Annotated in this window: 12 protein-coding genes; all 12 read right to left on the reverse strand. The window is 70.7% G+C overall.

Annotated features, from left to right (window positions below; translation table 11 throughout):
- Positions 1-10 precede the first annotated feature (10 nt).
- The 12 genes from ACSQ14_RS00420 to ACSQ14_RS00475 all read right to left on the reverse strand — a co-directional run bounded on the left by ACSQ14_RS00420 (position 11) and on the right by ACSQ14_RS00475 (position 12,219).
- Positions 11-913 carry a hemolysin family protein gene (locus ACSQ14_RS00420; RefSeq protein ID WP_436008617.1) on the reverse strand — a complete coding sequence of 301 codons (903 nt, stop codon included), beginning with the start codon at positions 911-913 and terminating at the stop codon, positions 11-13.
- Positions 906-1,370, reverse strand: coding sequence for an rRNA maturation RNase YbeY (gene ybeY / locus ACSQ14_RS00425; RefSeq protein WP_436008619.1), 465 nt, complete (start codon positions 1,368-1,370; stop codon positions 906-908). The genes ACSQ14_RS00420 and ybeY overlap by 8 nt, the downstream gene beginning before the upstream one ends.
- On the reverse strand, positions 1,367-2,320 hold the full coding sequence (locus ACSQ14_RS00430; RefSeq protein ID WP_436008621.1) for a PhoH family protein: 954 nt from the start codon (positions 2,318-2,320) through the stop codon (positions 1,367-1,369). The genes ybeY and ACSQ14_RS00430 overlap by 4 nt, the downstream gene beginning before the upstream one ends.
- On the reverse strand, positions 2,317-3,657 hold the full coding sequence (miaB, locus tag ACSQ14_RS00435; protein ID WP_436008623.1) for a tRNA (N6-isopentenyl adenosine(37)-C2)-methylthiotransferase MiaB: 1,341 nt from the start codon (positions 3,655-3,657) through the stop codon (positions 2,317-2,319). The genes ACSQ14_RS00430 and miaB overlap by 4 nt, the downstream gene beginning before the upstream one ends.
- Before the next feature lie 128 nt (positions 3,658-3,785).
- The gene (locus tag ACSQ14_RS00440) at positions 3,786-4,157 is read right to left on the reverse strand and encodes a Fur family transcriptional regulator (protein WP_436015299.1); all 372 of its coding nucleotides are present in this window, start codon (positions 4,155-4,157) and stop codon (positions 3,786-3,788) included.
- A gap of 77 nt (positions 4,158-4,234) precedes the next feature.
- Positions 4,235-4,684: a GNAT family N-acetyltransferase gene (locus ACSQ14_RS00445; protein ID WP_436008625.1), complete on the reverse strand. Its 450-nt coding sequence runs from the start codon at positions 4,682-4,684 to the stop codon at positions 4,235-4,237.
- Positions 4,681-5,307, reverse strand: a complete 627-nt coding sequence (tsaB, locus tag ACSQ14_RS00450; protein WP_436015301.1) for a tRNA (adenosine(37)-N6)-threonylcarbamoyltransferase complex dimerization subunit type 1 TsaB — start codon at positions 5,305-5,307, stop codon at positions 4,681-4,683. The genes ACSQ14_RS00445 and tsaB overlap by 4 nt, the downstream gene beginning before the upstream one ends.
- A 22-nt stretch (positions 5,308-5,329) precedes the next feature.
- Positions 5,330-5,905 carry a NifU family protein gene (locus ACSQ14_RS00455; protein ID WP_436008627.1) on the reverse strand — a complete coding sequence of 192 codons (576 nt, stop codon included), beginning with the start codon at positions 5,903-5,905 and terminating at the stop codon, positions 5,330-5,332.
- Between the two features lie 125 nt (positions 5,906-6,030).
- Complete coding sequence (locus ACSQ14_RS00460) at positions 6,031-6,357, reverse strand: hypothetical protein (RefSeq protein ID WP_436008629.1); 327 nt, start codon at positions 6,355-6,357, stop codon at positions 6,031-6,033.
- A gap of 119 nt (positions 6,358-6,476) precedes the next feature.
- Positions 6,477-7,511, reverse strand: coding sequence for a tryptophan--tRNA ligase (trpS, locus tag ACSQ14_RS00465; protein WP_436008631.1), 1,035 nt, complete (start codon positions 7,509-7,511; stop codon positions 6,477-6,479).
- Positions 7,512-7,679: 168 nt separating this feature from the next.
- Entirely contained in the window at positions 7,680-9,362 is a 1,683-nt protein-coding gene (gene murJ / locus ACSQ14_RS00470) for a murein biosynthesis integral membrane protein MurJ (protein WP_436008633.1), read from the reverse strand.
- A 34-nt stretch (positions 9,363-9,396) separates the two neighbouring features.
- On the reverse strand, positions 9,397-12,219 hold the full coding sequence (locus ACSQ14_RS00475) for a [protein-PII] uridylyltransferase (protein WP_436015303.1): 2,823 nt from the start codon (positions 12,217-12,219) through the stop codon (positions 9,397-9,399).
- Positions 12,220-12,230 lie beyond the last annotated feature (11 nt).

Below are 12,230 nucleotides of genomic sequence, written 5' to 3' on the forward strand. Positions count from 1 at the left end.
GCCGCGGCGCTCAAGCCTGCGCCCCGGCCGCCGGCGCGGCGGCGCGGCGGACCCGGACCCGCTTCACCCGCCGCGGATCGGCGGCCAGCACTTCGATGGCGAAGCCGCCGGGATGCTCGATCTCCTCGCCGCGCTGCGGCACGCGGCCGGCCAGCGCGTTCACCAGGCCGGCGACGGTGTCGATTTCCTCGTCGAGGTCGGGCGGGGCCAGGTCGACGCCGGCGCCCATCGCCGCCTCCAGCTCCTCGAGCGGCACGCGGCCGTCGGCAATCCAGCCCATGGCGTCCTCGGCGATCGGCGCGAAGCCCTGGTCGGACTCGACGTCGTGCTCGTCGGAGATGTCGCCGACCAGCCGCTCCAGCAGGTCTTCCAAGGTGACCAGCCCGTCGGTGCCGCCGAACTCGTCGATCACCAGCGCCATGTGGGTGCGCCGGCCGCGCATCAGGGCGAGCAGTTCGGAGGCGCGCATCGAGCCCGGCACGAACAGCAGCTTGCGCAGGATGCGCCGCCCGTCCTGCAGGATCTGGTCGTTCGCCGCCGGCCCGCCGGTCTTGCGCGCCAGCAGCTTGAACACGTCCTTGACGTGGACCAGTCCGACCGGCTCGTCGAGCGTCTCCTGGTAGACCGGCATCCGCGAATGCTCGGCCTCCACGAAGCGGGCGACGACTTCGGCGAACCCGCTGCTCTGCTCGATCGCGACGATGTCCGCCCGCGGCGTCATCACGTCCTCGACCCGCAGGTCCTGGAACTCCCGGGCGTGGCTGACGAGCTCGCCGGTCTCCGGCGTCTCGTGCTCCTCGGCATGGGACTCGCCCTCGCCGTGGTTCTTGCGGAAGAGGGTGTTGAAGATAGCCATGACCCCGCGGCCCTTGGTCCGGGGGTCGTTGCTACTTGAGGGGTCGGGGTCAGTCATGGTCCCTTCCGTCCGCCTGGTAGGGATCCGGCACCCCTAGCCCGGCCAGGACGACGCGTTCGAGGCCTTCCATAGCTTCGGCCTCATCATCGCTCATGTGGTCGTATCCTAAAAGGTGCAGTACGCCGTGCGCCACCAGATGCTGCAAATGATTGGCCAGCGGCTTGCTCTGCTCGGCAGCTTCACGCGCGCAGACGCCAAAGGCCAGCGCCACGTCGCCCAAATGGCGCTCGAGATTCGGCGGGGCCGGAAACGACAGAACATTGGTCGGCTGGTCTTTCGACCGGAACCGGGCGTTGAGATCCTGCACCGCCGCATCATCGGTGAGCAGCAGCACCACGCCTTCGTCCTGCGCCCCGTCCTGCTCCAGCGCCGCCAGGGCGGCCGCCCTCACCAGCGCCTCGGCCTGCGGCAACGCCGCGGTCCAGGCCGGATCCTCGATCTCGATCTCGATCACACGGTGCGCCCGCGCTTGGCCGCGTCGGCGTCGTAGGCGCGCACGATCCGCTCGACCAGCGGGTGGCGCACCACGTCCTCGGCGCCGAACCGGACCACGCCGATGCCCTTGACGCCTTCCAGCAGGCCGACGGCGTGGGCCAGGCCGGAATCCTGCGGGTTCGGCAGGTCGATCTGGGTCGGGTCGCCGGTCACCGCCATGCGCGAGCCTTCGCCGATCCGGGTCAGCACCATCTTCATCTGCGCGCGGCTGGCGTTCTGCGCCTCGTCGACGATGACGAAGGCGTGGCTCAGCGTGCGGCCGCGGAGGAAGGCGATCGGCGCGACCTCGATCTCGCCCTTCTCGCGCCGTCGACGCAGCTGCTCGGCGCCGAGGATGTCTGTCAGCGCCTCCCAGACCGGCGCCATGTAGGGGTCAACCTTCTCGTTCATGTCGCCCGGCAGAAAGCCCAGCCGCTCGCCGGCCTCGACCGCCGGGCGCGAGACGATCAGCCGATCGACGTCGCCGCGCAGCAGCAGGCCCGCGCCGTGCGCCACGGCGAGGAAGGTCTTGCCGGTGCCGGCCGGGCCCAGGCCGAACACCAGGTCGTCGGCGGCCAGCGCCTGCAGGTATTCCGCCTGGGTGGCGGTCTTCGGCGCGACCTGGCCGCGGCGTCCGATCGGCAGAGCGCCGCCGGGCGCGCCATGGCCCGAGCGGGCGTGGCCGATGGCGACGCGGACGTCGGCCTCGGCGATCTCCAGGCCCTGGTCGGCGCGGTCGGCGATCGCCTGCACGGCCTTCTTCGCCTGCGCCCGGGCGCGCGCGTCGCCGCTCAGCGACACGCCGCCGCCGGGGGTCTCGACCAGCACGCCGAAGGCGTCCTCGATCAGCGCCGCATGGCGGCTGTTGGCTCCGGCCACCGCACGGACGGCGGCGTCGGACATCGGCAGGAATTCAGGCGCGCGGCTCAAACGGTCTCCAGGTCCAGGGCGCCGGCCAGGCTGTTGCTGGCCGAGCTTTCGATGCGCACGGGAACGATCTCGCCGATCAGCCGATCGGGAGCCGCGACGTGCACCGACTGGAGATAGGGACTGCGGCCGATGATTTGACCAGGGTGGCGGCCGAGCTTCTCAAAAAGAACCGGCAGGGTGCGGCCGACCTGGGCGGCGTTGAACGCCAACCGCTGCTCGTCAAGCAGGGCGTTGAGCCTGGCGAGCCGCTCGTCCTTGACCTCTTCGGCCACCTGGCCCGGCATGGCCGCGGCCGGCGTGCCAGGTCGGCGCGAGTATTTGAACGAAAACGCGCTGGCGTGGCCGACTTCGCGGACCAGCTGCAGGGTCGCCTCGAAATCCGCGTCGCGCTCGCCGGGGAAGCCGACGATGAAGTCGCCGCTGATGGCGATGTCCGGCCGGGCGGCGCGGATCTTCTCGATCAGCCGCAGATAGCTGTCGGCGGTGTGCGCCCGATTCATCGCCTTGAGGATGCGGTCCGACCCGGCCTGCACCGGCAGATGCAGGTAGGGCATTAGCGCCTCGACCTCGGCATGGGCGGCGATCAGCGCCTCGTCCATGTCGCGCGGATGGCTGGTGGTGTAGCGGATGCGGTCGAGCCCGGGGATCGTCGCCAGCCGCCGGACCAGGCCGGCCAGGCCGCCCTCCCCGGCGTAGGCGTTGACGTTCTGGCCGAGCAGGGTGACTTCGCGCACGCCCTTCTCCGCCAGCGACCGGGCCTCGGCCTCGATCGTCTCGGCCGGACGCGACCACTCGCCGCCGCGGGTGTAGGGCACGACGCAGAAGGTGCAGAACTTGTCGCAGCCCTCCTGCACCGTCAGGAAGGCGGTGACGCCGGTCGGCCGGCGCTCGACGCTCAGCGCGTCGAACTTCTCCTCGGGCGCGAAGGCGGCGGCGAGCCGCTCGCCGCGGGCGCGGTGGGCGCGGGCGATCAGCTCCGGCAGCTGGTGATAGGCCTGCGGGCCGACCACCAGGTCGACGGCGGGCTGGCGGCGGAGGATCTCCTCGCCCTCGGCCTGGGCGACGCAGCCGGCGACGGCGATCGTCATCGCCCCGCCCTCGGCGCGCTTCGTCTCCTTCAGCCGCTTGATCTGGCCGAGCTCGGAATAGACCTTCTCGGTCGCCTTCTCGCGGATGTGGCAAGTGTTGAGCACCACCAGGTCCGCACCCTCGGGGCTGTCGGTCATGCCATAGCCCAGCGGCGCCAGCACGTCGGCCATGCGCTCGCTGTCGTAGACGTTCATCTGACAGCCGTAGGTCTTGATGTAGAGGCGCTTCAGCGGCGCGGTCTCGGACATGGACGGCGTTATGGGGGCGCTGGGAAGCCTGTGCAAGTTCGCGGCCTTAGGTGCTCCCCCTAGGGGGAGCTGTCCCGAAGGGACTGAGGGGGTTGAAGCCCGCAGCCTCCGCGGCTGGAATCCCCGCCCTAATCCTCGATCGGCACCGCGTAGAGCTCCAGCCGGTGCTCGACCAGCTTGTAGCCGAGGCGCTTGGCGATCGCCTCCTGCAGCTCCTCGATCTCCTTGTCGACGAACTCGACGACCTTGCCGGTCTTTAGGTCGATCAGGTGGTCGTGGTGCTCGTCGCCGTGCTCCTCATAGCGCGAGCGGCCATCGCGGAAGTCGTGGCGGGTGATGATCCCGCTTTCCTCCAGCAGGCGCACGGTCCGGTAGACGGTGGCGATCGAGATGTGCGGATCGACCGCGTGGGCGCGGCGATGCAGCTCCTCGACGTCGGGGTGGTCGTGGGCGTCCGACAGCACGCGGGCGATCACCCGGCGCTGCTCGGTCATGCGCATGCCTTTTTCGATGCAGAGCTGTTCGATCCGGTCCGGCACAGGCCTCGGCTCCATGTCCATATTGAAACTTGATACGTCTAAGAAGCGGAGAGGTCGAGACGCATCACAAGCGCGTCAGCCCGACCCGCAGCGCCACGGTCGTAGTAGCCGCGCCTGACTCCCGCGCGGCGGAAGCCCAGGCCGGCATAAAGAGCGGCGGCGGCGGCGTTGTCCACCGCCACTTCCAGAAACGCGGTGTCGGCGCCGGCCTGGCGCGCGGCGCCGACCGCGGCCACCACCAGCGCCTTGGCGACGCCGCGGCGGCGCGCCGCCGGATCGACGCCGATGGTCAGCACCTCCATCTCGCCCGCCGCGACCCGGCAGAGGATGACCCCGAGCACCGGGTCCTCGCCGGCCAGCAGGCCGAACACGCCGGCGCCGTCCATCAACTCGCTGAAGGCGGCCGCATCCCAGGGCGCGGGGAAGGCCTGGGCGTGCACCGCGGCCATGGCGGCGGCGTCGGCCGGAGTGGTCCAGACCAGCCTCACGCCGGCAACCGAGCGTCGGGCGCGCGCAGATAGAGCGGCCGGGCGGGGCCCGGGGCGCGGACGGCGGCGAGCCGGGCGACCCATCGCGCGTCGGCGCCCTCGGGCGTCAGCACCCGGGCGCCGGGCGCCACGTCGGCCAGCAGCGGCGCGCCGGAGCCGACCAGGGTCAGCGACCGGCCGGCGGCGATCTCGGCCACGCGGGCGGCGGCGGCGCCGAGCTCCAACGCGTCAGGGGCCATCAGCGGGCGGCCGTCCTCGAAGCCCTGCAGGTAGACCTGATCGCGGCGCGCATCGATGACCGCGAAGGTCAGGCCGTCGGCCTCGGCGGCCAGCGCTTCGAGCGCGCCGACGCCGGCCAGCGGCGAGCCGAGCGCGGCGGCCAGCCCCTTGGCGAAGGCCAGGCCGACGCGCAGGCCGGTGAACGACCCCGGCCCGACGGTCACGCCGATCCGCTCCAGCGCGGCGAACGGCAGGCCGGCGTGGGCCATCACCCGCTCGGCCATCGGCGCCAGCCGCTCCTGGTGGCCGCGGGCCATGGCCTCGGACTCGTAGGCGAGCACGCGCGCGCCGTCGCACACGGCGACCGAGCAGGCCGTCAGGCAGGTGTCGAGTCCGAGGACGATCATCGCGCGCCGGTCTTGCGGATCAGAGAGTCTGCTCGACCCCGGTCACCTCGGGCACGTAGTGCTTCAGCATGTTCTCGACGCCGGCCTTCAACGTCGCCGACGACGACGGGCAGCCGGAGCAGGCGCCGCGCATGTGCAGCCAGACCACGCCGGTGTTCGGATCGAAGCGGTCGAACAGGATGTCGCCGCCGTCCTGGGCCACCGCCGGACGGATGCGGGTGTCGAGCAGATCCTTGATCTCGGCGACGATCTGGGCGGTCTCGCCCTCGTAGTCGCCCTCGCCGTGGCCCATCGCGGCGGCCTCGCCCGCGGCGGCGAACAACGGCGCGCCGGCGGTGAAGTGGTCCATGATCGCCGCCAGGATCGGCGCCTTGAGCACCGCCCAGTCGATGTCGGCGGCCTTTTCGACGGTCAGGAAGTCGGGGCCGTAATAGACCCGCCGCACTCCGTCGACGCTGAAGATCTCGGCGGCCAGCGGCGAGGCGCCCGCCTCGCCGGCGTCGCGGAAGTCGCGCGCGCCCTCGCCCATGACCTCGCGGCCGGGAAGGAACTTCAGCACCTCGGGATTGGGCGTGGCTTCGGTCTGAATGAACATGCGCCTGATGTGGCCCGTCGGAGAGATCGGTGCAAGCGCAGGCCGCTCGGAAGAGACATCTCAGATGTCGCAAACAGCCAGCGGCGTTAAGCGCCCCGCTGCGCGGCGCTCGAAATCGCCCAGAGCTACCAGATCTGCAGCACCGACACGGGTCCCAGGTCTTGCAAATGGGTCGCCTGATAGAAGATGCGGAATGGCACCAAACTGTCGCCACGGTATTCAGGGCGCACGTCCAGCTCGGTGACCAGCCCCTGACTCACCGAGTGTTCGATACGCTCGATGATCGGCCGCTGAGCGGCCAGAGTCTCCGGAGGCACATAGACGACGTTTTGCGGGACCTCTTCGCCGCCGAGTTCGCACGGAAGAAGAAGAGCCGTTACGAGGCTTCCGCTCGCTATCAGCCGCTCCACCTCCGACATTGATCGAACGTGCGAGAAGTCCAGCCTGCTCATGACCCGCCCCGACGCAAACCTCGTCACGACCTTGGGCGCGGTCTCCTTGTCGAAGTCTTAGCGACCGTCATCCCGGATCCGCGCGGGCGCGCGGATCCGGGATGACCGGGCGTTCGGCCTCAACCAGCCCAATAGCCGACGAGCTTCTTCACCTCGGCCAGGGTCGGCCGGGCGACGGCGTTGGCGCGCTCGGCCCCAGCGCCCAGGATCCGGTCGATCTCCGCCGGATCGGCGAGCAGCCGGCGCATCTCGCCGCCGATCGGGCCGAGCTTGTCGACCGCGAGGTCGGCCAGCTTCGGCTTGAAGGCGCCGAAGCCCTGACCAGCGTACTCGGCCAGCACCTGGGCCTCGCTGACGCCGGCCAGCGCGGCGTAGATGCCGACCAGGTTGCGCGCCTCGGGCCGGGATTCCAGTCCCTCGGACGTCTCCGGCAGCGGCTCGGCGTCGGTGCGCGCCTTGCGCACCTTCTGGGCGATGGCGTCGGCGTCGTCGGTCAGGTTGATGCGCGAGTACTCGGACGGGTCCGACTTGCTCATCTTGGCTGAGCCGTCGCGCAGGCTCATCACCCGCGCGCCGGGGCCTTGGGTGACCGGTTCCGGCAGCGGGAAGAAACCCGGGGCGGAGAAGTCGTTGTTGAACTTCTGGGCGATGTCGCGGGTCAGTTCGAGGTGCTGCTTCTGGTCCTCGCCGACCGGCACGTGGGTCGCCTTGTAGACCAGGATGTCGGCCGCCTGCAGCACCGGGTAGGTGTAGAGCCCGACGCTCTCGCGCTCCTTGTGCTTGCCGGCCTTGTCCTTGAACTGGGTCATGCGGTCGAGCCAGCCGAGACGGGCCACGCAGTTGAACACCCAGGCCAGCTCGGCGTGCGCCGGCACTGCGGATTGCGCGAAGATGGTCGCCACCTTGGGGTCGAGGCCGGTCGCCAGATAGGCGGCGGCGATCTCGCGGACCTGGTCTTTCAGCTTCGCCGGGTCCTGCCACACGGTGATGGCGTGCAGGTCGGCGACGAAGATGAAGGTCTCGATCTCGTGCTGCAGGCGGGCGAACTTTACGAGCGCGCCGAGATAGTTGCCGAGGTGCAGGTTGCCGGAGGGCTGCACGCCGGAGAGCACGCGCTGGGGACCCGCGTAGGGGGCCGGGGGCTGGTCGGTCATGGGTCTGGCTTTAGGGCTTTGAGGAAAGAGGGACGCGAACGGGCGCGCAGCTGCGCGCAGGCGGGATGAGGCGCCTCAGCGCCATCGCCAGGTGTTGCGACCGGGATGAGCCATGGCCGAGCGAATAGGCCCAGAGCGGCCCGGGGGCAAGTCCCGGGCCGGCGCGCCTCAGAGCTCGCCCGCGGGGATCGCCTTGTCGCCCTTGCGCCGGCGCAGCGCCGCCTTGGCCTCCGCCGGGGTGACGCCGCCGAACGCGAACAGCAGCACCGCATAGAGCGCCGCGCCCGCCAGGCAGGCCGCCAGCACGGTGATCTCCTTGGCCCCGCCCGCCAGCACGCCGCCGACCGCGCCCTCGAGCGTGCCGCGCGAGTGCGAGGCGAACGCCAGGAAGCCGCCCATGCCGAGGCAGGCCAGCACCACCCGGATCAGCTTGCCCCAGGCCTTGGCGCTTGGCTGGTAGATGTCGTCGCGCTTCAGGCAGACCGCCATCTGCAGCACGGTGATCCAGGAGGCGATGGTGGTCGACAGCGCGATCCCCTGGAAGCCGATGGTGTGAAACAGCGCCACGCCGAGGACGATGTTCACCGCCACCGAGATCAGCGAGAAGCGCATCGGCGTCTTGGTGTCGCCGCGGGCGAAGAAGGCCGGCTGCAGGATCTTGATCAGCACGAAGGCCGGCACGCCCCAGCCGTAATGGAACAGCAGCTTCGCCGAATTGGCCGCGTCTTCCGCGGTGAAGTTGCCGCGCGCGAACAGGCCCTCGACCAGATAGCCCGGCATGGCCATCAGCGCGGCCGCCGCCGGCAGGCAGAGCGCCATGCCGAAGACGATCGCCTGGTCCAGCGAGCCCTGGACGTCGCCGTGCTCGTTGCGCTGCAGCGCGGTGGCGAGCCGGGGCAGCAGGGCGACGCCGATCGCCACCCCGATCAGGCTGAGCGGCAGCTGGTAGAAGCGCTCGGCGACATTCAACCACACCCGCATGCCGGCGACCTTCGAGGCCAGGATGGCGGAGATGAACAGATTGATCTGGGTGGCGCTGGAGGCGATCACCCCGGGCACCATGCGGCGGACCAGCTGGCGGATCTCCGGCGTCAGCCGCAGGTGCCGCACATGGATCCGCGCGCCGGCTCGATGCGCGCCCCACCAGCAGAGCGCCGCCTGGGCGACCCCGGCCACCACCACGCCGATCGAGGCGGCGACGGCGGCGCGGGTCGGGTCGTGCTGCGGCAGCACCACCGCCAGCATCACCACGTTCAGGATTGTCGGGTAGAAGCCGTAGATGATGAACCGGCCGCGGGCGGTCAACACGCCAGCCAGCAGCGCGGCGATCGCCATGCACGGCAGGTAGGGCATGGTGATCTGGGTGAGCAGCACCGCCAGCTTGAACTTCTCGGGGTCGGCGACGTAGCCGTAGCTGTAGGCCATCATCAGCCAGGGCATGGCCAGCTGGCAGACGATGGTCAGCGCGACCGTGGCGGCGGCGACGGTGGCCAGCGCGTCGGCGGCGAAGCGGTCGGCCGCCTCCTTGCCCTCGCCGGCCAGCTTCTTCGAATAGTCGGGCACGAAGGCCGCGGCGAAGGCGCCCTCGGCGAAGATCCGGCGGAACAGGTTCGGGAAGGTCAGCGCCGTGTAGTAGGCGTCGGCGGCGATGGTCTGGCTGGCGCCGAGGCGGGCGGTGATCACCAGGTCGCGCGCCAGGCCCATGAACCGGCTGATCAGCGTCAGGCCGGAATAGATCATCGACGAGCGCAGCAGGCCGCCGCTCTTCGCCGGGACCTTGGCCGGGGGCGGCGCGGACTCCGGTCCGGTCGCCCGGGTCTCGCTGGCGGACAGCGGCTTCGTCTCGGTCACGGGGCGGCGAATCCTGGGAAAAACGGAGCGCAACCTAGCGTGCGACGCTGGCCCGCGCGCGCTGCAAATTGGCGCGCCGCCCCTGGGTGTCGCCCTCGTCGCCGAGCGCCGTCTCGAGCGCCGCCTTCAGGGCGGTCTTCTTGCGCGCGTCGGTCAGCTTCCGGCCGTCCGGCGTCACCACATAGAAGGCGTCGACCGCGCGCTCCCCGTAGCTGTCGATGTGCGCCGAGAGGATCGAGAGGTCCGCGTCCGACAGCGTGCCGGCAAGCGCCGCCAGCAGACCCGGCCGGTCGCGGCCCGAGGCCTCGACCACCGTCGAGGTCTCCGAGGCGTCGTTGTCCAGCATCACCGTCGGGGTGATGGAGAAGGCCGCGGCGCGGCCGAGGTCCGGCGTGCGCCGCGCCTCGCGCGTCGTCGGCTCACCGCGCGCGGCGGCCTCCAACGTCTGGGCGAGCCGCTCCAGCGCCTTCGGCGTGTCGCTGCCGAACGGCTGGCCGGTCACATCCTGCACATAGAAGACGTCGAGCGCCTGGCCGCGCCGCGAGGTGAACACCCGCGCACCGACGACGTTGGCGCCGGACGCGGTGACCGCCGCCGCGAGATCGGCGAACAGCCGCGGACGGTCGGCGGCGGCGACCACCACCTCGGCGGCGTTGCGCGCGGTGACGATCCGACCCTCGGCCGCCGCGCCCTCGGATGCGTCGGCGCGGGCGGCGAGCCTGGCGTGCGCCAGCACCTCCTGGGTCGAGAAGGCGCTGAGATAGGCGTCCTCCATCGAATCCGCCCACGGCTCGGCCGAGCTGTCGGCCTTGGCGATCTGCACCCGGGCGTCATAGGCCTGGTTTTCGTAGTAGCGCTTCAGCGCCGCCGCTGCGTCGGAGCCGCGGCCGCCGCGGAACACCGCCTCGGTGGCCATGTAGAGCTCGCGCATCAGCTGGCCCTTCCAGCCGTTCCAGACGCCCGGGCCGACCGCGCGGATGTCGGCGGTGGTCAGCACCAGCAGCAGCCGCAGCCGCTCCGGCGTCTGCACGATGCTTGCGAAGTCGGCGACGGTGCGCGGGTCGGAGACGTCGCGCTTCTGGGCGTAGTCGCTCATCACCAGGTGGTGTTCGACCAGCCAGGCGACCAGTTCGATCTTCGAACGCTCCAGCCCGAGCCGCTCGCAGGCCTGGCGGGCGGCGCGCGCGCCGGCCTTCTCCTGGCCGCCGGCCCCGCCCTTGCCGGTGTCGTGCAGCAGCATCGCCAGGAACAGCGCCTCGCGGTCATCGATCAGCGGCATGATCTGGGTCGACAGCGGGTGGTCCTCGCCGAGGCGGCCGGCGGCGATGTCGGCGATCACCCCGACCGCCCGCAGGGTGTGCTCGTCCACCGTGTACGAGTGGTACATGTTGAACTGCATCTGGGCGACGATGCGGCCCCACTCGGGGATGAAGCGACCGAGCACCCCGGCCTCGTTCATCAGGGTCAGCGTCCGCTGCGGGTCGCGACCGCGCGCGAGGATGTCGAGGAACACCTTGGCGGCGTGGCGGTCGCGGCGCACCGCCGAGGTGATCAGCAGCTGGCCGCGGTTGGCCAGGGTGAAGGCGTCGGGATGCAGGTCGAGGTTGCGCCGGTCGGCCAGGCGGAACAGCCGCAGCAGATTGATCGGATCGCTCTCGAAGGTCTGCGGCCCGTCGACGTTCAGCCGGCCGCCGAGCTCATGGAAGCCCGGCTCGTCGAGCGGCTTGACCTTCGGCGGCTTGCGGTGCGGCAGCAGCCGCGAGATGCCCTTCGGCGCGCTCTTCACCTGCTCGGCCTCGAGCTTGGCGGCGAACACCCGGGTCAGGGTGCCGACCTCCTTGGCCACCAGGAAGTAGCGGCGCATGAAGCGCTCGACCGCCGGCGCATCGCCGCGGTCGCCGTAGCCCATCCGCCGGGCGATCTCCGGCTGCAGGTCGAACGACAGCCGCTCCTCGGGGCGGCCGGTGGCGAAATGCAGGTGGCTGCGCACCGCCCACAGGAAGTCGAAGGCCTTGAGGAAGGCGCGCACCTCGCGCCGCTCGAACATCTCGAGCTGCATGACCTTCTCGATCGGTTCGCCTGGGTGCAGGTACTGGGCGATCCAGAACAGGGTGTTGAGGTCGCGCAGGCCGCCCTTGCCTTCCTTGACGTTGGGCTCGACCAGGTAGCGGCTGGAGCCGGCGCGGGCGTGCCGCTCGTCGCGCTCCTTCAGCTTGGCGGCGACGAACTCCGGGCCGGTGCCCTTCACCACCTCGGTCTGGAAGCGGCGGATCAGCTCGTCCGCCAAGGCCTGGTCGCCGGTCAGCCGGCGGGCCTCAAGGATCGAGGTGCGGATGGTGAAGTCCTCGCGCGACAGCCGCATGCACTCTTCGATCGTCCGCGAGGCGTGGCCGACTTTGAAGCCGAGGTCCCACAGCGCGTAGAGCATGTACTCGATCACGCTCTCGGTATGGGCGGTCTGCTTGTAGGGCCGCACGAACAGCAGATCGATGTCCGAGAACGGCGCCAGGGTCTCGCGCCCGTAGCCGCCGACCGCCATCACCGCCAGCCGCTCGCCCTCGCTGGGGTTGCGGGCGCGGTACACGTGGACGGTCACGAAGTCGTAGAGCGCGGTGATCACCTCGTCGGTGACCCCGGACAGCAGCCGGGCGGTCTCGATCCCGCCGGCGCCGTTCTCCAGCCGCTCCTTGGCGATCATCCGGCCGCGGAACAGCGCCGCCTTGAGGATATCCAGCGCCGCCTTTCGCTGCACCTGCTCGCTGTGCAGGTTCTCCAGCCAGGCGGTGGTCAGCTGGCTTCGCAGCTTCACGCCGTCGACGACGTATTCCAGGCGGGTAGGTCGGAGGCGCGGCGGCATAGCGGTGATAT

Source organism: Phenylobacterium sp. LjRoot219 (assembly GCF_964252995.1).
Classification (GTDB): Bacteria; Pseudomonadota; Alphaproteobacteria; order Caulobacterales; family Caulobacteraceae; genus Phenylobacterium.